Annotated in this window: 17 protein-coding genes and 4 pseudogenes; 7 read left to right on the plus strand and 14 right to left on the minus strand. The window is 69.4% G+C overall.

The genetic code is table 11. The features are described 5' to 3' along the window. Nucleotides 1-10: 10 nt before the first annotated feature. Entirely contained in the window at nucleotides 11-1117 is a 1107-nt protein-coding gene (locus ACZ6ZT_RS25265; protein ID WP_469722180.1) for a hypothetical protein, read from the minus strand. Nucleotides 1118-1462: 345 nt separating this feature from the next. Here ACZ6ZT_RS25265 and ACZ6ZT_RS25270 point away from each other — a divergent pair, with 345 nt between their 5' ends. After that, complete coding sequence (locus ACZ6ZT_RS25270; RefSeq protein WP_469722181.1) at nucleotides 1463-1600, plus strand: hypothetical protein; 138 nt, start codon at nucleotides 1463-1465, stop codon at nucleotides 1598-1600. A gap of 96 nt (nucleotides 1601-1696) precedes the next feature. Then, nucleotides 1697-2317, plus strand: coding sequence for a hypothetical protein (locus tag ACZ6ZT_RS25275; RefSeq protein WP_469722182.1), 621 nt, complete (start codon nucleotides 1697-1699; stop codon nucleotides 2315-2317). Between the two features lie 60 nt (nucleotides 2318-2377). On the opposite strand, the gene ACZ6ZT_RS25280 is transcribed toward ACZ6ZT_RS25275, so the two are convergent. From ACZ6ZT_RS25280 to ACZ6ZT_RS25310, 7 genes are all read right to left on the minus strand, one after another. Further along, entirely contained in the window at nucleotides 2378-2962 is a 585-nt protein-coding gene (locus ACZ6ZT_RS25280; protein ID WP_469722183.1) for a hypothetical protein, read from the minus strand. A 47-nt stretch (nucleotides 2963-3009) separates the two neighbouring features. Then, a complete protein-coding gene (locus ACZ6ZT_RS25285) occupies nucleotides 3010-3483 on the minus strand; it encodes a helix-turn-helix domain-containing protein (protein WP_469722184.1) in 474 nt (157 codons plus the stop codon). 380 nt (nucleotides 3484-3863) lie between these two features. Continuing rightward, a complete protein-coding gene (locus ACZ6ZT_RS25290; RefSeq protein ID WP_469722186.1) occupies nucleotides 3864-4169 on the minus strand; it encodes a hypothetical protein in 306 nt (101 codons plus the stop codon). 179 nt (nucleotides 4170-4348) lie between these two features. Beyond that, the gene (locus ACZ6ZT_RS25295) at nucleotides 4349-7741 is read right to left on the minus strand and encodes an ALF repeat-containing protein (protein WP_469722187.1); all 3393 of its coding nucleotides are present in this window, start codon (nucleotides 7739-7741) and stop codon (nucleotides 4349-4351) included. A 248-nt stretch (nucleotides 7742-7989) separates the two neighbouring features. After that, nucleotides 7990-9540, minus strand: coding sequence for a trypsin-like serine protease (locus ACZ6ZT_RS25300; RefSeq protein ID WP_469722188.1), 1551 nt, complete (start codon nucleotides 9538-9540; stop codon nucleotides 7990-7992). Nucleotides 9541-9776: 236 nt separating this feature from the next. Next, the gene (locus ACZ6ZT_RS25305; protein ID WP_469722189.1) at nucleotides 9777-10355 is read right to left on the minus strand and encodes a hypothetical protein; all 579 of its coding nucleotides are present in this window, start codon (nucleotides 10353-10355) and stop codon (nucleotides 9777-9779) included. 151 nt (nucleotides 10356-10506) lie between these two features. Beyond that, nucleotides 10507-12294, minus strand: a complete 1788-nt coding sequence (locus ACZ6ZT_RS25310) for a 2-isopropylmalate synthase (RefSeq protein ID WP_469722190.1) — start codon at nucleotides 12292-12294, stop codon at nucleotides 10507-10509. 157 nt (nucleotides 12295-12451) lie between these two features. Here ACZ6ZT_RS25310 and ACZ6ZT_RS25315 point away from each other — a divergent pair, with 157 nt between their 5' ends. Further along, complete coding sequence (locus ACZ6ZT_RS25315) at nucleotides 12452-13144, plus strand: FadR/GntR family transcriptional regulator (RefSeq protein WP_469722191.1); 693 nt, start codon at nucleotides 12452-12454, stop codon at nucleotides 13142-13144. 516 nt (nucleotides 13145-13660) lie between these two features. Here the strand turns inward: ACZ6ZT_RS25315 and ACZ6ZT_RS25320 are convergent. The 3 genes and pseudogenes from ACZ6ZT_RS25320 to istA all read right to left on the minus strand — a co-directional run bounded on the left by ACZ6ZT_RS25320 (nucleotide 13661) and on the right by istA (nucleotide 16495). Further along, nucleotides 13661-13795: a hypothetical protein gene (locus tag ACZ6ZT_RS25320; RefSeq protein ID WP_469722192.1), complete on the minus strand. Its 135-nt coding sequence runs from the start codon at nucleotides 13793-13795 to the stop codon at nucleotides 13661-13663. 335 nt (nucleotides 13796-14130) lie between these two features. Further along, nucleotides 14131-14903: pseudogene (gene istB, locus ACZ6ZT_RS25325) on the minus strand (IS21-like element helper ATPase IstB). Continuing rightward, a pseudogene (gene istA / locus ACZ6ZT_RS25330) lies at nucleotides 14903-16495 on the minus strand (IS21 family transposase). Before istA ends, istB begins: the two co-directional pseudogenes overlap by 1 nt. Nucleotides 16496-16692: 197 nt before the next feature. On the opposite strand from istA, the pseudogene ACZ6ZT_RS25335 reads away from it, so the two are divergent. From ACZ6ZT_RS25335 to ACZ6ZT_RS25345, 3 genes and pseudogenes are all read left to right on the plus strand, one after another. Then, a pseudogene (locus tag ACZ6ZT_RS25335) lies at nucleotides 16693-17229 on the plus strand (tyrosine-type recombinase/integrase); the annotation flags it as partial. 64 nt (nucleotides 17230-17293) lie between these two features. Further along, nucleotides 17294-17503 (plus strand): hypothetical protein, encoded by a 210-nt coding sequence (locus ACZ6ZT_RS25340; RefSeq protein ID WP_469722193.1) that lies wholly within the window; start codon nucleotides 17294-17296, stop codon nucleotides 17501-17503. Between the two features lie 282 nt (nucleotides 17504-17785). Next, nucleotides 17786-18400 (plus strand): hypothetical protein, encoded by a 615-nt coding sequence (locus ACZ6ZT_RS25345; protein ID WP_469722194.1) that lies wholly within the window; start codon nucleotides 17786-17788, stop codon nucleotides 18398-18400. Nucleotides 18401-18431: 31 nt separating this feature from the next. Here ACZ6ZT_RS25345 and ACZ6ZT_RS25350 read toward each other — a convergent pair whose 3' ends face one another. From ACZ6ZT_RS25350 to ACZ6ZT_RS25360, 3 genes are read right to left on the minus strand one after another with little or no spacing between them, the layout of a single operon-like run. Beyond that, on the minus strand, nucleotides 18432-19922 hold the full coding sequence (locus tag ACZ6ZT_RS25350; RefSeq protein ID WP_469722196.1) for a hypothetical protein: 1491 nt from the start codon (nucleotides 19920-19922) through the stop codon (nucleotides 18432-18434). Nucleotides 19923-19924: 2 nt separating this feature from the next. Beyond that, nucleotides 19925-20251, minus strand: a complete 327-nt coding sequence (locus tag ACZ6ZT_RS25355) for a helix-turn-helix domain-containing protein (protein ID WP_327174236.1) — start codon at nucleotides 20249-20251, stop codon at nucleotides 19925-19927. Further along, nucleotides 20248-21387, minus strand: coding sequence for a tyrosine-type recombinase/integrase (locus ACZ6ZT_RS25360; RefSeq protein ID WP_469722197.1), 1140 nt, complete (start codon nucleotides 21385-21387; stop codon nucleotides 20248-20250). Before ACZ6ZT_RS25360 ends, ACZ6ZT_RS25355 begins: the two co-directional genes overlap by 4 nt. 356 nt (nucleotides 21388-21743) lie before the next feature. Between ACZ6ZT_RS25360 and ACZ6ZT_RS25365 the strand changes: the two are divergent. Continuing rightward, nucleotides 21744-22673: pseudogene (locus tag ACZ6ZT_RS25365) on the plus strand (site-specific integrase); the annotation flags it as partial.

Raw genomic sequence — 22673 nt, forward strand, 5'->3', positions numbered from 1 at the left:
GACGATGGCGCTAGAAAGGGCCGGTGGACGTGTACTGCGTGAGGTTCGCAAGGATCTCGCGCAGCCACGGGCTGCGAACGGCTGGTAGCCGGACCAGGGCGTGCTGGAACGTTCCCCTGTCGGCCCGGAACAGGTAATTGGGTCGCGGCGGAAGCGGGTCGTCGCGGAGGACGTCATGGGGTATGCCGCCCGACGCAGGAACCGGCAAGTTCGGCTGCGGGGATACCAACCACAGCCACACCCCCAGTGGCAGCGGCACCGGGTATGCCGATGGAACCGGGCCGGGCGGGGTCCAGGTCTGACCCGTCTGCGGATGGATTGGCACCAGGAGGATGTCGACGCCTGCGTCGGGAGCGGGCCGTCCCGGTCCAGCCAGGACGGCGCGCCGCTTCGGCGGGCCCGCGGGCAGCAGGGCGTCGAGCGTGCGTTGGAAAACGTCCCCGGTCAGGCCGCCTGGGACCTTCACCGGTTGCCCTTCGGAGGCGACCAGTAGGTGGGCGAGCGCCTGGCCAGCTGCCGCCTCCCATTGCGGACTCCATGACCAGTAGTGGCTCGACCCGAGCCGTCCGCCCCACGTGGCAATTGGCTCGAACGGGGGCGTGCTCTCCCCGTTCTCGGTCAGTTCCTCCCAGGAGCGCGGCGCAGCGTCCACGCCGTCTAGGGGGACGCGGTACACGGCGTCTGAGCTGAGCCGCACTGCCTGCCAGAGCGAGCAGTCGTCGATCCTGGTCGCCACAGGCAGGCCGCATGCCACGCAGGCCAAGTTGGGGCCGTCGGCCCCGTCGAGGCCACAGCAGGCACCGCCGCGCTTCTCGGGGATCAGCCGGGTTCCGCGGATATCACCGGGCGCGATGACGGCCGCGTCGGGCGCGCTGTCGGACAGGGCGTAGACCGGCGCGTAGATGCCGCGTGCCTCCGCCTCGCCCGGATCGATCTCGTCCCACATCCGCCACGGTCGTCCCCAGGGGTCCGGGTCCACGGCGAACGTCCCCGACTCCATGAGCACCGGAAGCTGGACCCCGTTCCCGTAGCTCTGACGGGCGTGGGCCGGAAGGGAGACCTGGGACAACGGGACGGTCAGCTCGGCATCGCACCTTGCACAAACGAAAACGAACAACGGCCCTCCGCATGGGAAACAGCCGTATCTTCGCACCTCGGCGGCAGTCAGCCAACGCGTTTTCGCGTCCATCGCGGGGCCAGGACTGCCAACGCCCCACTGCTCTCACCCACGTCGATCGTGCACACGCCACGCTCACCACCGGCGCCGACGAGGTGCAGTTCCGGGCGCTGGCGTTGGGTCCGCCGGCGGCCTTCGAGACCCTCGGCGCACGGGCCCCGCAACTACGCGATCGGAACTGGTGTCGCTCAACTCTCCCATCGCTGACACATACGTGACGCATCAGCGCAGGTAGCGGACGTCCCGGTCGATCGAGCAGTCGGTAAAATCGACTGGGATCACGTCGTGCGGCTGGGGTGGGTGTCCCCGGTCGGGACGGCCACCGTCGACTACGGGCGGTCCGCCGGGGGCGTGGTCGACGTCCCGCTCTACTCGGCGTTCGACGTCGCCTTGTTGGAGCGGGTGCGGCCGGCGGCCGGGTGAGGACAGGGTGTTCCTGGGGACGGCCGCGCGGATAGCAGGTGTGGCACGGGCCGCGCTGGTGGTCTGGCGCCGTCGCCTGCCCGGCTTCCCCGACCGGTGGGCGGTACGGACACCAGGCCGCTGTTCGACCGGCAGGCGGTGGTGGCCTGGCTGCTGGCGCACGGCAAGCTGACCATGCCCGCCGTGGTGCCGATGGCGGGCCTGTCGGTGTACGGGTCGGGTGGGCGCCTGCCGACGCTCCGTGTGGCCGACCCGCACCTGGTCCTGGCCGACGAACCCGAGGGAACGGACCGTCTGTCCGGCTGGATCGCGGAAGACGACGCCACCGTGCTGGCGGAGCGGAGCGCGGCGGCGTCGGGGCTGACCGTGAAGAAGCTGCTCATGCCCGTGCCCGGGCCGGAGCCGCTCGCCGTGGTGGGCGACGTGCGCCTGGTGGAGCGGGACCAGCCCGGGCGCGGGTGGGCGTACGTCGCCCTGTCCTGGCCGGCCGGACTACGGGGCGGCGCCCACCATGCCGGTGACGGCGTCATCCGCCACGGCGTGCCCCACACTGCCCTGGTGTGGAGTGCGGGTGCGTGCGGCATGACTGCGGGGGCCTGGTGCGGTGCGCGGAGCACGGGACGGCTGCCGCACCGGTGTTGGAGTGGCACCCCGGCGGCCAGATCCGCTGCGAGGACCTGGTGCGCAGTCGTGCGGGGGTGGCCGTCTGATCCGTAGTGGCGACGGCCCGGCCCGGGTGGGGTTCCGCCGCCGCGAAAGTGGGCGGCGGGGTCCCGCTCAGACCGTGATCTCGCCTACGAGCATGCGCAGGGTGAGGCTGTGCTTTTCCGGGGGCAGGGCGTTCATCGCGGTGGTGGCGTGGGCGATGCCGCCCGTCTTGTCGCCGGACCGGGCGAGCATGAGGCCGCGGTGGAGTTCGAGGTGGGTGGCGAAGCGCGGCAGGCTGGTGGGGAGCGCGGCCAGCGCCTGGTCCTGGGCGTCGGTCGCGGAGCGTTCGTCGCCGAGGCGGGCCAGGAGCAGGGAGCGGAAGACGTTGAGCCGCCACCAGGGGACGGCGTAGTCGGAGGTCTGCTCGTACGACTCCACCTTGTCGAAGAGCCGCTGTCCCTGGGTGTCGAGGGTGCGGGCGGTGTGGTGGTCGCCGCGGAGGGCGGCGGCGTGGGCTTTGCCGTAGACGGCGTTGAGCAGGCCGAGTGAGGGCCGCGACTCGCCGCTGAGGGTGAGGGCCTGGTCCGCGAGGACGTCCGCGACTCCGAGGGAGGCGCCTTCGTACCCGAGGGCGATGGCGGCCCGTCCGCGTACCCCCACGCGGCTGTCGGTGTCGCCGGATTCGTCGGCGGCGGCCATGCGGTAGCAGCGCACGGCGGCCGCCCCGTCGGAGCCGGGGAACGTCTTGGCTTACAGGGGTATCAGCCGGCTGGCGGCCGCCCACAGGCGTGGCTGGTCGAGCTGTTGCTGGATGACCACCAGTTCCCCCCGCGACGCGGCGCTGGATGTCGGCGCTGCCCATGGACATGTAGTCGCTCCCGTACGCGGTCGAGCTTTGCCTCCCACTCCTCGACGTCGGGGCTGCCGGCCAGGCGGGCGGCGAACCCCCGCGCCAACAAGTCGGAGGCGACCACGGGCGCTATGGCGGTACCGGCCGCGTCGGTCAGGAAGGTACGTCGCAGCATCGGGTCCTCCAGAACGGCTAAGGGCACATCCAGCACCCGCGACAGCGCCGCGAGATAGAAGCCCCTCGGCGCCACTTTGCCGCGCTCCCACCGCGCCACGTACTCCCGCGTCAACGACGTCCCGTTGACGGTGTTGATCTCGTCCGCCAGGCGTGCCTGGGACCAACCGTGCGCCGTCCGCAGCTCCCGGATCAACTCCCCAGTGGTCATGACCCCAGTTTGCCCCCGGACTTGCCCCTGCCCGCAGGCCTTCCCGACGCCGAAGGTGTAGGCGCCGGCATGACGCGCGAAGGGGTGGCCCCATGGACCGCACGAGCGACCACCACAGCGCCGAGGCGGAAGCCCTCAGGCTGTTGGCCGCCCGCTCCCGCTCCACCGCCACACCCCCCGACACAGCACCCGGACGGCCGACCCCGGCCGAAGCCGCCGTCCCCGCCCACCGCCGGCAGACCGCGCCCGCCAAGAGCACAACGGTGCCCGCTCCGAACCCCTCCACCGGGTGCAGGTCACCCCGATGTCACAGGCGGATCTGTCCACCGGATGGTGTCCACCGGCCGACTGTCTGGCTGGCTTGTACCCCGGTCGGTCGATCAGGTGACGAGTCCGTAAGCCAGGAGAAGCATCGCGGAGACGGCCGAGCACATGAAGACCACATGACGAACCGGCAGCACGCGGCCGCCGTCCTGCGGTGCCAGCTGCTGTCCGCCGGAGCGGAGGTGCTCGCGGAGGAACCTGCCCGACGGGATCGCTCCGATGGTGAAGCCGACCCAGGTGAAGGAGTACATGACCATCATCTGCCGGGCGTTCCAGGGCACGGCGCCCACGGCGCCCATCCCTGTCATCACCAGCAGGAAGACGACGGAAAGACCGGCCGCGACGGCGGTCGGTCTGCGCATCCCGAGGCAGCGGTGGACACCGACACAAAGGATGCAGGCGGCGAAGACGGCCGTGGCCACCAGCCAGCCGAGGGGGAGACGGGCGAGGATGTCGGTTTCCCTTCCGGGTCGGGCCAGAGGCTGCCAGCGTATGCCCCCGGCCCGACCGCGTGCTCAGACTGCCGTCACCGTCCGGCCCGTCAGTCGAAGAGCGAGGACAGGGTGGAGGTGACCGGCGAGATGAGGTCATGGCCGAACTGTGTGATCTTCGTGGCGATGGGAGCCACCACCTTTTCGCCGGCCTTGGACAGGGAGCCGATCCACTGGGACTGGCCGAAGGTGAGGGCTCCCAGGGCGGTGCCGCCGGCGGACTTCCAGAACTCGCTGCTGTTCCAGCCGTAGCCGATGCCCGTGAAGATCGAGCTGATCCCGGCCGACGCCATGGAGGCGATGCCCAGGCCAAGGGCCAGGGGCTCCAGGATGGGCGCGGCGGGCGGGAAGAGCAGACCGCCCAGGCCCGCCAATGCGCTGGCGTATCCCAGGCCGGTGCTCTGCCAGCTCATCGCGTTGGCATACCACTTGACGTCCTTGTACCAGGGGGTGTCCCCGCCCCGGATGGTGTCGTTGTCGGCCGCGTCGGCTAGTGACTTGCCGGCATCCTTCGCCGCCTGGGCGTATGCCGCTGCCTGCCGGGCCGCCGCGGCCACTTCCTGCGCCCGCTTGTCGGCGGCGATCTGGTGGGCCTGGCTCGCCGCCTGGGCCGCCGTCTGCGCGTCCTGGCCGGCCTGGGTGGCCGAAGCGTGGGCGGAGGCCGCCGATGCCTGGGCGGCGTTGGCCGATGCGGCCGCGCTGCGCGCCGATTCGAAGGCGCGGTTGGCCGAGTAGTTCGCCGAACGCGCGGCGGTACGGGCCGTGGCCGCCGCCTGGCTCGCCCGGTCGGCCGCGGCCTGCGCGTCCTTGGCCGACTTATCGGCCGCGTCGGCGTTCGCCCTCGCCTGCTGCGCGGACGTCGCGGCCTGGGCGGCCCAGCCCTGAGCCTTGTTCGCCCAGTCCACGGCCTCCGCAGCCGCGTTGCGGGCGAGCGCCGCCGCCTGCTGGGCGCGGGCGGCGTCCTCCTGCGCCTTCTGCGCGATCTTCGACGCCGCCGCGATGGCTCCCTGCATGGCGGCGATGTGGCTCGCGGAGTCGGCGTCGAGTTGCGCCGTCTTGTACTGCACCGAGCCGATGAAGTTCCGGCGCATCCACGTCGGGCCCTCCAGCGCCGCCTGGGCGTGGGCCCTGGTGTAGGGGCCGGCCTTGTCCGAGGCGAGCAGGGCGGCGGTGGCCACGGCGTCGTCCTCGCGCTGGGCCGCCTCGCCGGTGACGGTGAGGAACTGGTACAGGGCATCCGTGGTGCCGGCGTCCAGCGCGTCGTTGGCGGCCTTGGTGACGGCCCTGCCCGGATTGGCGGCCAAGGCCCGGGACACCGCCACGCGGGCTTCCGTCACGGTCGCTTGGATCAGGCCGCCGTCGAGAAATTTGCCGGCCGCGTCGGGGTCATCGCTCTCCAGGGCCTTGACGGCCGCGGACCCGACGTCCGGGGGCAGGGTGCGTGCGAGGTAGAGGCTGGTTTCGCGGTCGTCCTGGCGCTGGGCGACCAGTCGGTCGGTGTCGATCCAGATATGAATGTCGGAATCGGCGCCGGCCAGGGCGAACCGCGCGGCCTCGTGAGACCAGGTGCCGTGGGAGCCGCTCATCACGGCGACGGCGGCCTTGCGGCCCAGCCCGGTCGCGAGGGTGGTGTCACCGGCCTTGAGGGCGGCCTCGGCTTGGGCGATGAGGTCCTTGGTGGCCTGGGCGGCCTGTTCTGCCTGGGTGCGCTTCTCAGCGTAGGCGGCTCGCTCGTCCTGCTCGATCTGGGCGAGCAGCCGCACCTCCTGGATCGCCCGCTGGGTGTCCTGGTCCAGGCGCTGCCATTCGGCTTCGCGGGCGGCCTTCTCCACCGCGACGGCCTTGGCGACCGCGTCGGTGGCCGTGTTCGCGGCCTTGGTGGCCTCGTTGGCGAATTCGGTGGACTTCTTCGCGTACTCCACGGCCTGGCCGGCGTACCGCGCCGCCCACTCCGCCGCCGCGGCGGCGTTGTCCGCGTGGCCCGCGGCGCTGCTGGCCGCGTCGCGTGCGGCACGGGCCGCGGCCGCGGACGAGTTGGCCAGTGCCTGGGCGGTGCCCGCCGCGTTGGTGGCGATGGTCGCGTTGGCGTTGGCGATCTGCGCCTGGCGCTTGGCCTCGGCCGCCTCGGCTTGCGCCGCGCCGGCGGCTCCGGCGGCTTCGGCCGACGCGTTGGCCGCCGCAGCGGCGTTGCGGGCGGCGGACGCGGCAGCGCTCCCGGCGCCAGCGGCCTGGGCGGAGGCGGTGGCCGCGCTGTCGGCGGCCGCAGCGGCGCTGCGCGCTTGGGAAGCGGCGTTGCGGGCGGCCACGGCGGCGTCCTTGGCGGCCTGGGTCTGGGACGCGTCCTTGGAGGCCGCAATGGCCGCGTTGTACGCCCTGGCGGCCGCCGATCCGGCGTTGGCGGCCGCCTGGCCGGCGGCGGTGGCGGCGTACGCGGCCCGGCGTGACGCCTGGATGGCGGCGTGGGAGGCGACGGTGGCGACTCGGGCCGCGTCGGCGGCCCCTGTGGCCGCGTCGGCGGCCTTGCGCGCCGCCTTGCCGGACTTGATCACGTCCTGCTGCGCGTCCCGGGCCTCCACGGCGGCCTTTTCGGCCGCTTCCTTGGCCTTGGCGGCGGCCTCGACGGCGCGGGCCGAGGCTTCCTCGGCCTGCTTGGTCATCGCGTCGGCCCTCTTGCCTTCGCGCTGGACGACCGCGACCAGTTCCTCGATCTTCATGGACTCCTGGTCACGGGCCCGCGCGATGTGCTGGCCGATCTCCAGGAACCACTCGACGTCCCTCCCGCTGCCCGAGAGCGCCCGGGTGGCGTACTTCTGCACCTCCGGGCCCGCCTGGAAGGAGAGTTTGGAGACCTCGACCTGCATGTCCTCCAGGCGGGCCGAGTACTGGCCGTCCAGGAGGAACGTCTCCAGTGCCGCCTGCGAACCGTCGTTCAGGGCGGCGTTGCCGACACGGTTGACGGCCTTGCCGCCCACGGCCATGACCGTGGAGGTGGCCACGCGGAGGTCTTCCATGACGGCGCCCTTGAAGCCGCCGGCGAGATAGGCGGCTATGGCGGAGTCACCGCCATCGATCGCGGATGTGGACTCGCGACGGGTGCCCTTGCCGCCGCCGGCGAGGGAGCGGGCGATCGCGACGCGGTTGTCCTCGGCCGTCTCCGAGGCCAGCTTCGTGGCCAGGAAGCTCTGGACGTCGGCGTCGGTGCCGGCCAGCGCGGCGGCGGCAGCGGCACGGACGGCCCTGCCGCCCAGCAGCCATGCCTTGACGACCTTGGCGCGGTCGGTGTCGGGAAGCCGGAAGGGGTCACCGTCACCGCCGTCCGGCGGTGGAACGGTGGCGGCCAGTGCGGCGATCGGGTTGAGGACGAGGCTCGATGCGGTGACGGCAACCGTGGTGGCGGCGACGGCACCGAGAACTCGACGCCGGCTCCAGTACGTGGTGTCCAAGACGGTCCTTCGCTGTCGGCGCCCGACGGGCGGGCGCGTGCCTTGGCCGAGGCGGGAGAGTGCGCTCGGCACATACGAATCTTTGGGGCGATAACGGCATTTCGACGGCAGCCGCCCACCCGGCAAGCCGCACTGGCCAGGCACAGCGCGCCAGTCAGGGTGTGTGACAAGCCGATTGCATCGCCGGTGACGACACGGTGCGCGGGCCCCTCCGGATTGTGTGGAGGGGCCCGCGGCGGTGTCCCGGGTTACGGGTTGGTGGGCCAGGCGTTCTTGCCGGGGGCGATGGCGCCCTGGCCGTTGCCCTTGTAGAAGTTGAAGCGCTGCTGGTTGTTCCAGAGACCGCCCATGTCGGTCTTGCCGTCGCCGTCGAAGTCGCCGGCCAGGACGACGGGCATTCCGTTCCAGCTGGTGTCGGGCCACATGGAAACGCGGTCGTCGAGGCCGCCCTTGGCGTTGCCGCTGTAACCGAAGAGGGATCCGTCGTAGGCGATGGCGATCACGTCGTCGCGGCCGTCGCCGTTGAAGTCACCGGTGGCGAGCTTTTGCACGGTGCCCCAGGTGGCGTCGCGCCACATGGTGCGCTTCTGACCGGTGAGCTTGCCGTCGGGGCCGGTGGTGTAGGCGTACAGGGAACCCCTGGGCCCGCTGTCCCACACCGCGAGCAGTCCGTCGCGGCCGGAGGAGTCGGACTTGAAACGGGTGAGCTGGAGCATCTGGTTCCAGTTGGTCGTCTCATCGATCCACATGGGCCGGTTGTTGTTGAGGGGGCCGTCGGCGGTGCCGGTGTACAGGCGCAGGGAACCGTTCTTCCAGACGGCGGCGATGTCGGTGATGCCGTCGCCGTTGAAGTCACCGCCGATCATCTTGCTGATGGCAGCGCCCCAGGTTCCGTCGGTGGCCCACAGAGGGCGCCCGTACTGGAAGGAGCCGTCCTTGCGGCCGTAGAAGGCGTGGAGGTTGCCGTCCTTGAGGGTGGCGGCGATGTCGGTGAAGCCGTCGCGGTTGAAGTCACCGGATGCCATCACCGAAGTGACATCGGGAACGATGGCTGCCAGGCGGGTTTGCTGGACCCAGTCGTTGACGTTGTCGAGGCGTGCGCTGACGGCGCCGTTGCGGGTCTCGCTCGGGTCGGTGCCCAGGCAGCCGCCCTGCCAGGAGCGCGAGTTGATCGCGACGAGTTCGGGGGTGCCATTGTTGTCGCGCAGGGCGGGGCCGCCGGCGTCGCCCTGGCAGATCACCGCGTCGGACGACCCATCGAGGTCGACCGACTTGTCGCCGACGGAGGCGACGGTGAAGGCGGCGGAGTGCAGCTTGTTCGGCACCCACTCGGTCCTGGTCCGGCCGAATCCCGCCGCGGTCAGCTTGTCCGACGCCGCCGGGGCGGTGGTGGCGACCTTGACGGGGACGACGCCGGTGACGGGCTTGGCGAGCCTGACCATGGCGATGTCACGGTCCGGGTGGGGGATGACATAGGACGCGTCGACGACGGCGCCGCTGGCTGTGGTCAGGTCCGTGCGCCCGACCGTGACGGTGGTCGCGATGGCGGGCTTGCCGATCTGAGCGGGCTTGCCGTCAACGGCGAAGCAGCTGGCGGCGGTGATGATCCACTGGGGATCCACCAACGCCCCGGAGCATGCCTGCTGCTCACCGAGGTTGATTTTCGCCGTGAAGGCATGGTTGCCGGGCGTTTCAGTGCCTATGGCAGCTCCCGCCGAGGGGGCGGCGACGATTCCTGCAGCCGCGGCGGCGGCTGCGGCCGCCGAGATCCATGCGGTTCGTGTGCTTCTGACGGACATGAAGATCCTTTGAATGATGCGAGGAGGATGCAGCGTGCGCCGAGGGGAGCGCCTGCTGGTCTAGGTAGCGCTGATGGCCGCGCGGGTTCGGCCGAGGGGCTCCGCATTCCGCATTGGAGTCGGATGGCGGGTACGTCCGCCTCAGCCGTCCGAGTCGAACCCCCTCGGCGGCTCCAGCCTGTCCGCTGGCTTTCCGGCGCGGCTCAGGGGGCGGTTGGGGAGGGGCGCTGCGGCTGCTACTTGCTGGTTCGGATCTCTACGAGCATGTGGTCGCGGCCCTGCGGGTCCGTGCTCTCGCCGACCGGCGTCCAGGTGTTCTTGGCAATGTCGTACTGGGTGTGATCGTCGCCCAGGGTCAGGTCAACCTTGGTGGCGTAGTCATTGCCGCGGACGTTGTAGACCGCGGGGATCTCCAAGGCCAGGTATCCGCTGATGCCAGTCGTACGGAAGCAGACCTTGCCCTTGCCGCGGGCCATGATCTGGATCAGATCGGTGCCGCTCGTGCAGTCGGCGAGGAGAATGTGACCGTCACCTCGCTTCAGGATGATCCCCTGTTCCGCCTGGATCTTGGCCGCGTCGGGGTAGGCGAGCGTCTCGACGGCGGAGCCCGGCGTCTCGGCGGCGGCCGACGCGACGTGGGTTGCACCCTGAGGGGACGCGGACGAGGCACCGCTTGTGACCGCAAGCCAGGCGAGTGCCCCTACGGTCGCCGCACCGAGTGTGCGCAATACCATGCCACTTATCTTCATCATTGCCCCAATTTTCATGTCGTCGTTCATGTCGTCAGTCGTGTCATCGGTCGCGTCATCGGTCATGGGGCCAGCCTGGGCTCCGGACCGGCCGTGGGGGAGGGACGGGATCGCCAAGGTCAGGGGCGATCTCGCCACCCGGTGACTTCACCCACCGACGACGGTGACGGTTGCGGTCTGGACACGGGTGGCGGCGCGGCCGGGCGGGGGAGCCGCCTCACGCTTCGTGCGCCCGGTTCACTGCGGAGAGGACGGCCTGTACGGAGGCGGTGAGGACGGAGGTGTCGAGGCCGGCCCCCCAGACGGCGCGGCCTCCCACCCTGCACTCGACGAAGGCCGCGGCCTCTCCCGCGCTGCCGGTGATGACCGCGTGCTCGGCGAAGTCGAGGACGTCGACGGGGATTCCGGCGCGCGTGAGGGCGTCGGCCAGGGCGGAGAGCGGCCCATTGCCCTTGCCGTCGGCGGGTACGGTGCGGTCGCCGACGCGCAGGACGCAGGCGAAGCGGTGGCTGCGGCCGGTGAAGTCGGCGGTCTCGGTCTCGGTGTCGACGTCAGTTGCGGTGCTGTGGCCGGCGTCGTGGGCGGTGCTCCAGGATTCCAGGGCCACGAGGCCCGCGCCCCGGCCGGGCTCCAGGTACGCCGTGCGGAAGAGCGCGTGGAGGTCGCCGGGGGATGCCTCGCGTCCGCTTTCGTCGGTCACCGCCTGGACGGCCCGGGAGACGTCGGGGCGCATGCGCTCCGGCAGGTCGAGGCCGTGGTGGGTGCGGAGCAGATGGGCGACTCCGCCCTTCCCCGACTGGGAATTGACGCGGATGACGGCTTCGTAGCCCCGGCCGAGGTCGGCGGGGTCCAGGGGCAGGTAGGGGACGTTCCAGGGGGCGAGCTCCGGCGGGATCCCGGCCTCGGCGGCGTCCTTCGCGTGCCGGGCGAGCCCCTTGCTGATGGCGTCCTGGTGGGTGCCGGAGAAGGCCGTGTGCACGAGGTCGCCCGCGTAGGGATGGCGGGGGTGGACGGGGAGCCGGTTGCAGTATTCGACGACGTCGCGGACGGCGTCGATGTCGGAGAGGTCGAGCATGGGATCGACGCCCTGGGCGTAGAGGTTGAGGGCGAGGGTCACCAGATCGACGTTGCCGGTGCGTTCGCCGTTGCCGAAGAGGCAGCCCTCGACGCGCTGGGCCCCGGCGAGGACGGCGAGTTCGGCGCAGGCCACGCCGGTGCCGCGGTCGTTGTGGGGGTGCACGGAGAGGATCACCGCGTCGCGGCGGGCGAGGTGGCGGTGCATGTACTCGATCTGGTCCGCGTACACGTTGGGGGTGGAGATCTCGACGGTGGCGGGCAGGTTGTGGGTGACCGGCCGGTCGGGGCTGGCGTCCCAGAGCGCGGTGAGGCCGTCGCAGAGCTCCAGGACGTAGTCGGGTTCGGTGAGATTGAAGGTCTCCGGGGAGAACTGGAAGCGGATGTCGGTGTCGGGGCGGGTCTCGGCGAGCCGCGCCATGAGAGTGGCGGCCTCGTGGACGGTGCGCTGGACCTCTGCGCGGTCGCGGCCGAGGACGGTGTCGCGCCAGACCGGCGAGGTCGCGATGTAGAGGTGGACGACTGCGCGGGGCAGGCCGTCGAGGGAGGCGAAGGTGCGCTCGATGAGTTCGGGGCGGGCCGGTGTGAAGACGACCGGGGTGACGTCTTCGGGGAAGCTCCCGGATCCGACGAGTCCGGCGAGGTGGCGGACGAAGTCGAAGTCGGCGCGGCTGGCGGAGGGGTAGCCGACCTCGATCTCCTTGAAGCCCGTACGGACGAGCAGCTCGAAGAAGCGGTGCTTGCGATCGGTGTCCATGGGCTCGGCGAGGGCCTGGTTGCCGTCGCGGAGGTCGACGGGCACCCAGAGCGGGGGGCGCTCCAGCCGGGCGGAGGGCCAGAGACGGTCGAACTCGGGGACGTGGACGCGGTCCTGGAACGGGCGGTAGCGGTGGTACGGCATGGGACCGGGGCGTTGGGGATTGCGGATCATGGCCGGTACCCTAACCACTCCTCAGCTCCTCAGACAAGTGCTCCTCAGACAAGTTGCGGTAGATTTCTCGGCGAACGCCCCCGGCATCCGGCGGACGCGCCCGCCATCCGGAGCGTCGGAGCCTCGGAGTCCGGACATCAGAGAATCAGGTGATCCCATGCCGCTCGGTCCCGTCCGTCCCAGCCCTCTGGTCGAACAGGCCGCCGAGCGGCTGCGCGAGCAGATCGTCCGGGGCCACTGGCCGGTTGGCACGAAGCTCCCCGGCGAGACGACGCTCGCCAAGGAGCTGGGTGTGGGGCGCTCCACGGTCCGCGAGGCGCTGCGTGCCCTGGCGGGCGCCGGGCTCGTCCAGCCCCGGCAGGGAGCGGGCGTCTTCGTCACCGCGAACCGGCCGACGGAGGACTGGCCGGCCCGGCTGCGCAGGGCGGCGGTGACGGATGTGTACGAGGTGCGGATGCTGGTGGAGGTTGAGGCGGCCCGCCTCGCGGCGCAGCGCCGGACCGACGAGGACGTGACGGCGATGCGGAAGGCGCTGGACGGCCGGCGCAAGGCCGCCGAGGGCGACGACGCGGGTTTCGTCGACGCCGACATCGCCCTGCACGCGGCGGTCGTGGCCGCGGCGCGCAACCCAGTCCTGACCGACCTTTTCGCGGAGTTCGCGCCGGTGCTCCGCGAGGGCCTGATCGAACTCCTGGACCTGCTCGGGCTGCGCGGCACCGACCTCCGGCACGGCGAGGACGCCCATGCCGACGTGGTGCGGGCGGTGGAGGCCGGCGAGGCGGAGGAGGCCGCACGGCTGACCCGCCAGGAACTGGAGTCGACGCTTGCGCTTCTCCAGTCGACCCCCTGAGCCCCGGTCCGGGCCTCGCCAGCGGGCAGGCGGCTCACGCCATGGCATACGCCTCATCGCTCACGCGGTCGGACGTCGACGATGATCACTGATCTTCCGCGCCGCGCCGCGTGGGCTCGGTCTGGGCCCTGCAGCCGGACCCACCCCCTATGGGTGTGCTCACCCGCGCCCGCCAGCCCAGTTGGGAGCGGGGGCGGCCTTGGGAGATCGCTGCGATGGCCGTTCGGGTGGAGGAGAAGGCCGAGGGGTGGGCTGCACCCATTTCGAATCAGGCATGGACAAAATCCGCGTTCCCCGCCGAAGACCAGCCGTCCTCGTCGCACGCAGGACAGCGTGAGTGCCGACGAGACATACAGCAAGGTCCGCGCGCGCCTACCTCCGCCAGCGAGGCATCCGGCAAGGCATCCCCGACAAGAAGGACCACAAGGCCGCACGTCCGCGTCGGGGTTCACGCGGCGGACAGCCCTCGGGCGCCACACTCCTCATCTGGCTCCGCTCGTAGCGTTGAGAATTCGCTCACTCCAGGGACTTGAGGGCCTCCAAGCCGGCCGCGACGAGCAGCGGGGTGAACTCCACAACGCTGTGCGTGGCGACACCCTCAAGGACATACGGATCGGTGGCGAGGAGCCGGTCAAGTTCTTCGGCGGCCATCCGGGGGGGGCGAGATAAACACCACCGACCAGAGGCACCTGGCGCCCGGCCACCAGAAGCAATCGCCGGGATATCAGCTGGTTCAACCAGTCGCCGTGGGCCGGTCTCCATCGGTCCACTTCATCCGGCGGAGCCGTGTAGGTCACTGTGACAACGACATGTACGGACCGTAGCGGAACACCAAGGACTGCCGCGATCACATTCCATGATCCAGGAGACAGACCCCGGCGCTGTCCCGCCTGTAGCCAGCTGAACATCGTTCGGGAGGAGGACTTCGTCTGCGTCTTCTGTGACGAGGACCTGCCGCGGGAATGGAACGTGGACAGGGCTGGGCGTTAGCGGACCGGGGGCTCGTCGGGCTTGTCGGTGGGGTTCTTGGGTCGCTTGCTCGGGCGGTAGCTGGGGCCGTTCATGATGACCTGGTAGCTGGTGTTGATCAGCCGGTCCAGGAGCGACTCGGCGACGACAGGGTTGGGGAAGAGGGGATACCAGTCACTGGGTGCACGGTTGCTGGTGATGGTCAGGGACCGGCCCTGCCGTTCGCTGACCAGTTCATAGAGGTCATCGGCCTGGGACGCGCCGAGCTGGCGCATGGCGAAGTCGTCGAGGATGAGCACGTCGGGCCAGACCAGTTCACGGATCCGCTTGTCCCAGGTGCGGTCCGCGTGGCCGCCGGCGAGGTCCGCGAGGATTCGGCTGGTCTTGGCGAAGCGGACGTGGGCGCCCTGGCAAACCGCAAGGTGGCCGAGGGCCGGTGCGACGTGTGTCTTTCCGACCCCGACCGGGCCGAAGAGAATGACCGACTCGCCTGAGTGGAGCCAGCGCAGGGCCCCGAGATCGCGGATCTGGGCGGCCGGGAGCTTCGAGGAGGCCGTGGAGTCGAACTCCTCCAGGGTGACCTGCTGCTCGGACTTCGCCCGCGCCAGACGCCGCTGGAAGCGACGGTCTGGCGGCGGGTTATCTCGTCCTGGCAGAGCACATGAAGGAAGTCCAGATGCCCGAGTTCCCCGCCGTGGGCCTGGGCCAAGCGGGCATCGAGGGTTTCCAGCATCCCCGAAAGCCGCAGCGACTTCAGCGACTCACGCAGGGCAGAATCCATCACGATCATCAGATGCTTCCCTCAGCTTCGCCGTGGACCTGGTCGTCGTGGAGCTCATCCGCTGTCTCGGAGGGGGCGACGGAGGGGAAAAGTCGCTTGGGCCCATGGAGGAAGGCCGCGGCGCCCGCGTCCCCGCTGGATTCGGGCTCCGGGTCGGTCTCTGTGCCGGCGATCAGGATGCCCTTGATGATGCGGTAGGACGGATCTCCGACCGTGATGGCCCTCCCGCAGGCGGCCTCGAGCCTCGCGTCGCCGTACTTCTTCCTCAGCCCGAGGATTCCCTGGGCGGCGCGGAGCCGGTAGAGCGCGTTGACCTCCAGCAGCTGGTCGACCACGGTCCGGCAGGCGTCCCCGACCTCGGATGCCTGGGACCGGCACCAGATCGGCGTGCGCATCTGGAAGGCGATCTTCTCCGGCGGGTAGTCGCTCCTGTCGGTTCGTTTTCCCTGATCAAGGGCGACGTGGGTTTTGACCAGGTCGCCGTCGAGGAAGACCTGCACATCGTGGCGGTCGAGCGGACGCCGACCCGGCGGCCGATCAGTTTCCAGGGAACCGGGTAGAGGGTGCGTCCGACCTTTATGTGGATGTCCGGCCCGACCACCGCCGTCGACCAGCGGGCCAGCACGAACGGAGTGGGCGGCAGCGGCAGCAAGGCCTCGGCCTCGATCGCCTCGAACACCGCCATCGGGGCGGCTCCCTGCAACGGCCGGCACTGCCGTCGGCCCGCCACCTTCTGGCTCCAGGTCACAGCCTCGGCCTGCATGTGCTCGATCGAGGTGAACTCCCGCCCTCGCCGGAACGAGTCCCGGATGTAGGGCATCGGGCGTTCGACCCGCGGCTTGTCCTTGGGCCGGGCGGCGCGGGCCGGATCGACCAGTGCCCCGTAGTGGGTGGCGAGCTCGGCATACGCCTTGTTGATCTTCGGATCGTAGAGATCAGGCTTGTCGACGCCGGTCCGCAGGTTGTCCGGCACAAGCCGGCGCGGGACGCCTCCGAAGTAGCGGAAGGCCGCGACGTGGGCTTCGGTCCAGGCGTGTTGGTGCAGGTAGAGGACCGGGCGGACGAACATGTGCCGCGAGCACGGCAGCACCATCACGAAGGCCCAGATCCGGTGCCGCTTGCCGGTCTTCGGATTGGTCCACTGGCCGATGTGGCCGTAGTCGATCTGAGCCTCCGATTCCGGCTCGACGTCATCGCGCAAGACCGTGACTTGGGACCTTGCCGTCTCATCGGGCAGCGTGGCATGCACCCAACGGCGGAACGAGGAGATCGACACGTCCAGTTTGTGCTCGTCCAGGAGCCGCTGGTGGATCGTGGAGACGGTCACCGTCCCCAGCAGGTTCTTGATGTAGTCGCGGTGCTGGTCGATGTCGGGCCAGGTGATCTGCCGCAGGCGCCGGTCGCCGAGTTCGGGGAACCAGCTCTTGATCAGCTTGGCCCAGTCGGCCTCCCGCATCGGCGGCCCGCCCGGCGTGATCCCGGACGTCTCCGCCGGCTCCAGGTACTTCCTGATCGTCTTGCGATCCACTCCCAGCGACGCTGCCAGCTCGCTCTTCGAGCGGCCCGCGTACCAGTGGACGTAGCTCGGTGATGTCGACCACGACGAACGTTCTCCTTGCCATCCGGGTTGACCAACGGCCTTCCGAACCACAGGCGCAGGGCCGCCCACGCGCCTCCGCGATGACCAGGTCCCTCGATCCCGAACTCCGTCGTACCCATGGCCAATTAGGAGAAGTCGGGATGAGGAAATACATGACGCTCAAACCACCCGAGATGGGGAAGAACGTGAACGCTCACACTCCTCGGCCTCCACTGGGAAGACCTCGACCTCGACGGTGGTACGGCCAGCATCCGCAGCTCACCTCAACGCAGCAGCGGTCTGACCCCCCTGCCCACCAAGACCCGCGCGTCCGAACGCCACATCGCCCTTCCCACCGAGTGTGTCCACTCGCTCAAGAGCCACCGGCAACGTCAGGAGGTAGAACGCAAGGTGGCCGGGGGTGGGCTGGAAGGACAGCGGGCTCGTCTTCACCACGCCGGCCGGCGGACCGCTCGACCCGGCCAACATGACCCGCCGCTTCGGCCAGCTCCTCAACCGAGCCACGCTCCGCCGCAGCCGCTTCCATGACCTGCGTCACTCGACGGCCACCCTGCTCTTGGAGAAGGCGTCGAACTCGTCGTGATCAAAGAACTCCTCGGCCACGCCCACATCTGGGTCACCGCAGGCGTCTACGCCAACCCTCGGGAATTGCATCAGATGGGCGAGAAACCGCTGGTCGCGAGGTCAGAGAGGCGTCCGGCGGGGGCTCCATCCTCCTACAACTTGGTGGCTTGATCAGGGAGTTTGGCGATCAGATCCCATCTGATGCAGGATTTGCCCTCTGGAAGGGAGGGCGGGAGTGGGTCAACAGCGGCGTGCCGACCTGGCCGGGGCGGCTCATCTGGAACTGGTTTCCGGGGTGGTCCAGCTGCGTCCGCAGGACGCGATGGTCGAGGCGATGATGCGGGGGTGGCGGGCCCAGCAGGCCGCCCGCGGGCTGCGCGAGGACACGGTCACCGCCCGCGAACGGCTCGTGCGCCGGTTTGCTGGTAATGATGGCTATTTGTGAGGGGTGAGTAGCCTCCTCCGCAGCATGCGTGAGACCGGCGTCCATGCGCGGCCGTTCCTCTCGTAGCCTGTCGACGTGACCCGCCATACACCGCCGCGACCAGTGGATGTTGAGCAGCTATTTCCCGAGGTGGCGCCCCTCCGGAAAGAGACCGTGCGGCTGCACCCACGTGTGGGTGAGCCGACGTGCCGAGACAGCTCGGTCGGAGGCCCGCTGCTGTGGCCGGCCGAGGATGCCTGGCCATTGTGCTCCGAGCACCAGGGATCGCCGATGGTGCCCGTCGTGCAGATCTACCGCACCAGCGTTCCTGGCATCGTCCCGTTTCCCGAAGGCTGCGATCTACTCCAAGTTCTGTGGTGCCCACGGAAGCACAGCGGCCATCGTTGGATCGTTCCGCACGTCCAATGGCGAACGGCGAGCTCGGTCGGGAAGGTGCTGGAGACTCCTCCAACCCCGGCTGATGCGTGGGAGAACTACGTGCCGCGTCCTTGCGTGGTGCATCCAGAGCTGGTGACGGAGTACCCCTACTGGGATCTTCATGACGACATGTGGGACGAGTTGGAGTTCCGATTCCTGGACCTGGACCAGGAGACGGGCTGGGACTACCAGCGCCACCTCTCCACCGCCCCCGGGACGAAACTGGGTGGATACCCCGGCTGGTGCCAGGATCCAGAGTGGCCGGAATGCGTCGAATGTGGGAATCGAATGGAACACCTGCTGACGGTGGAGAGCACGGAAGCCGACGCCGTGTCCCGGCGTGCCTGGACTCCGGTCGAAGAGGGGCACACTCCCTCCGGGGGTCCGGGCCTGGTGCTGGGAGACCTTGGTGGTGTGTACCTCTTTGAGTGCCACGTCTGCCCCGGACGTCCGTTTACGCACCGTTTCGACTGCCCGTAGTGCATCACGCCCGGCGCTGATTCCTGTGAGGTCATGAATCATCCGAGCCCGCGGGCCTGAGCAGGGTCGCGTAGGCCAGGTAGTCGGTTCCGGCTCGTTCGGCGTAGCGCATCGCGGTCTTGGGGTTGATGCCGAGGGCGTCGGCGAGGACGGATGGAGGGGCTTGTCGGACCATCTGGATCCATGCTCTGGAGCGTGTGGCCATGGCTGGGATGCCGCTTTCGCGGAGGATCGTCGCGACGGAGTGGACGTGCATAGTTCGGCCGGGCATCCGGCCGGGGAACGCCAAGGGGGAATCTGGATTCGCTGCCGTGCTGAGGCCGGGACGCGAGGCGAGATGGAAGCGGATCACAGCGGCGGCCGGCTCGGGGATGTCCGTCCAGTCCTTGCTGAGTTTGACCTGTAGCCCGTCTTGGCCTTCCCTGAATGCGTCCATGCGCATGGTGACGATCTTGGAGACCGGCTGTCCGAACAGGACGAGCATGATGCCGATGGCCCTGTGTGCGGCGGGCAGGGTTTCGTGGAGGAGGAGGACGCGTAGCGCTTCGATGTAGTTCTTCTCGCTGGCCACTGGGCCGTTGCCGTGTGGTTGCCAGGGGACGGCGATCTTGCGGACCAGCCTCTGTTTGATGGCCCAGTAGAGGAAGTTGTTGGCGTGGCCGCGGGTGCTGGTGCCGCCTCCGAACCATGCGTCGACATCGTGCTGGGTGCACTCGCTGAGCTGTCGCCCTCGGTCCGCCAGCCATTGGAGGAACTGGATGGCGAGGGTCGTGTGCTGCTTGGCACGCAGGAACGAGTTCGCGGTCACGGACCCTTGGCGGGAGCTGTCTCGCAGGCGTCGCATGACGTGCCAGCGTGTGTAGCGTTCGACAAGTTTCCGCTGGTCAGCATCGGTGATGGCTTCGAGTTTAGGTGCGAGCCAGCGGTCGTAGGCGACCAGGTGCTCGTCGCGCCAGGGCAGGCAGCCATGGGTGACGAGAAGGCCGCGTAAGTACTCGACCGTCCTGGAGCGTGGCAGGGAGTCGAGGGCCTCGTGGCTGAGGACTATGTCTCGGCTGGCGAGTCCCCGCAGGAGATCGGGGACGCGTCGGTTCATGTGGATCCAAGCCCACCCGCTGTTTGGCCGGGGCATCCCGATGATGGCTTGCGCCAGTGGTTGAAGATCCTCGGGTATCGCGCCGCCGGGGCCGGCGAGGAGCTTGTTGATCCGGTCCGAGAGTAGACAGCGCCAGCAGACGTTGTTGTCGCTGGCCAGGTTCTCCTCGCCGCACCTCTTGCACTGGACCTCGATCGGCACGTCGCAGCAACGGACGCAGACAGGGCGGCCTTGCGGATCGAGGCCGGGCAGGATGCCGGTGTGGCCGCATGCGGCGCAGGTGCCCTGGCGGTTGCGGGCGGCGCGGACGCAGTAGTAGCAGACGGTGCCTTCGGGCCACCGCCGACTTTCCGGATAGCAGGAACTGCAGCGGACGCAGGCCGACCAACGGCTCGGGTCGGATATGTACTTGCGTGGTGCGGGCACTCTCAGTCCTCGACGATGCGGGCGCGCTCGGGCCGGAAGTCGGAGTTGATCTCGATGACGGCGGCTTCGCCGGCGGTGCGTTTGCGGCGGTCCGCTTCGACGTAGGGCTCGATGAGGTCGGCCGGCGAGCAATCGAGGATGTCGCAGAGCGCGGCAAGGACTGGCAGGGACAGGCGCTCCGGCCGGTCCGTCACTAGCCGGTAGACCTGTGCCGTGGAGAGGTTGACGCCTCGCTCGCGCAGGAGCGGGATGAGCTCGGTGGTCTTCCAGATGTTGTGCGCGGCCATGATCCTCCGCAGGTGCCAGTGGTAACCCAACCGCCTGATCATCCGAGTCCCTCTCCAGTCGCTGCGCCGATCGCGCGGCTGATCGTGCCGTCCAGAACCTTGCGCAGCGTCCGGGTTCGGAAATCCGATGACACCGAGGTGTAGAGCGCCGTGGTGGAGGCATAGGAGTGTCCGACCTGCTGCTGGACGAACAGGGGGTCGTATCCGGCCTCGATCAGGTGCGTCACATACGAGTGACGCAGGCAGTGGAGGGTCAGCTCTCGCGGCAGGCCGAGCGCGTCTCGGTAGGAGGCGAACCGGTCGCCCAGTGCTCCCATATCCAGGCGCGGTGATCGTTCGCTCGGCCAGAGGGCACCGTTGCCGGCGCCGGTTTCGAACAGGGTCCGGTAGCTTCCGACCCACTGCTCCAGGACCCTAACCGACCACGGAAAGACCGTGAGAACGCTGCGTCGCTTGGGTGCTGAGCCCTTCGAAGCCTTGCCCCAACGGACGTAGACGACGCCGAGATCACCGAACTCGGGAGCATGCGGGTTGTGGCCCAGGTCCGCCAGGTCCAGCTTGATCACCTCACGGCGGCGCAGCCCCCAGGCATAGGTGGCCTTCATCGCGGTCGCGTCACGCATGGCCGGAAGCCAGCCCTTACGGCCCGAGGTCCGGGCCGCGGCCACCTGATCGTCGGCATAGTCGAAGAACTGCTGGAGCTCTTGCTTCGTCAAGGCACGCCGTCCGGGACGACCTTCGTACTCGGCCACGTGCACGGCCGTGTTCCACTCGAAGAACACCTGAGACGGATGGGTCCCGAAGAGTCGCTCGCTGACGGCTGTCCACTCGTAACGGGGGTCAGCGGCGTACTCCAGGAACAACCGGACGTGGCCGTGGTACCCGCGGATGGTGGAGTGGGACCGTTCCCGACCATCGCTCCTGAGGTGGGCGGTGTACTCCTCCACATCGGCCGGGCGCCACGTCCACGGCCACTCATTGGTGAAGCGCTGGAACCGCTGGACCGCCGACAGGCGGTCCTCGATCGTTCCTTTGCTCAGATTTCGGGCCAGCTGCTGGTCCCGCCACCCCGCGAGCATGCCCTCGAAGACCTGAGTCTCCGGATGCAGCAGCGGTGCACCGCCCACGATGAACAGCGACGGTGCCGCCCCCGGCACGTTCCATGAAGAACCGCCCACGCCAACCCCCAACACGCCGCGAGTAGGGCGAATGAATCGTTCATTAGATGAGAACGACTGAGGTCTTGGCAGGTCACGCGGGGTGCTGCGGTGCAGCTCAGGGAGCTCGTGGACGGCTCGCCCACGTGGCGAGCAGCCGGATCTTGCCTGCTCCGGCGGCTCCTATCGCGGAGAAGCGAGTTCTCGCGTCTGATGCAATTCACATCCCTTTCCCGCAGATAATAGGGCGTTATCTGTGGGAAGACTTCAGAGCCTCCCCTTTGCCGACGCACCGTCAGCCGCCCAGCAGGGCCGATCAAGGCTTAGCGCCGGTTTTCGTTCCGATGTTCCTCAACCCCCTACTCAAGGAGACCGGCGTGCTCCCGGCCAGCGCACCGCTGCGGCTGCGAGCGCTCCGCATTGAAGGCCGCCGCAGCGTCGAGCAGATCGTCGACGCGTACGCCATCGAGTGCCGGGCCGTCCGTGACCTGCTGGTCGAGTACTTCACCGAGCGGGCTCCCGAGCTCGACCACGTCTCGCTGCGTTCCATCGCCCGCAACCTGTGCCGGTTGTTCTGGCGGGACCTGGAGATCCACCATCCTGGCATCGACTCGCTGCGGCTGACACCTGAGGTCGCGCAGGCATGGAAGGAACGCCTGGCCTTCATCCGTGACGCCCAGGGCCACCCGGTGCGGCCGCGGGTGAACTTCCGCAGCGAGCTGGTGTTCGTCCGGGCGTTCTACCAGGACATCGCCCGCTGGGCCGCCGACGACCCGGCGCGGTGGGCGCCCTGGGTGGCGCCGTGTCCGATCAAGGCCAACGAGTGCGCGACGAAGAAGTCCCGATCCGGGGTGAAGTCCCGGATGGACCAGCGGACCCGGACTCAGCTGCCGCTGCTGCCCGCCCTGCTCCGCGCCGTCGACCAGCAGCGCAAGGACGCCGAGGCCCGCATCACCGCAGCTCGTGCGACGCCAGCCGGTGGACGGTTCCTCGTTGCCGGGGAGGAGTTCGAGCGCTGCGGGTCCGGGCAGGCCCGCCGCGTCTACGTCATCGAGGTGGCCGACGACAGGCGGCGGAACCTGACCCACGAGGAGGAGGCGGCGTTCTGGTCCTGGGCGACGGTGGAAGTGCTGCGGCACACCGGCATCCGGATCGAGGAGATGCTGGAACTCACCCACCACAGCTTCATCGCCTACACCCTGCCCACCACGGGCGAGGTGGTTCCGATGCTGCAGGTTGCCCCGTCCAAGACTGAGCGTTTTCAGCGTTGCCTCTCCAGAGTGAGGACAGCCTTGGTGATGACGGTC

Source organism: Streptomyces sp. NPDC102258 (genome assembly GCF_055584685.1).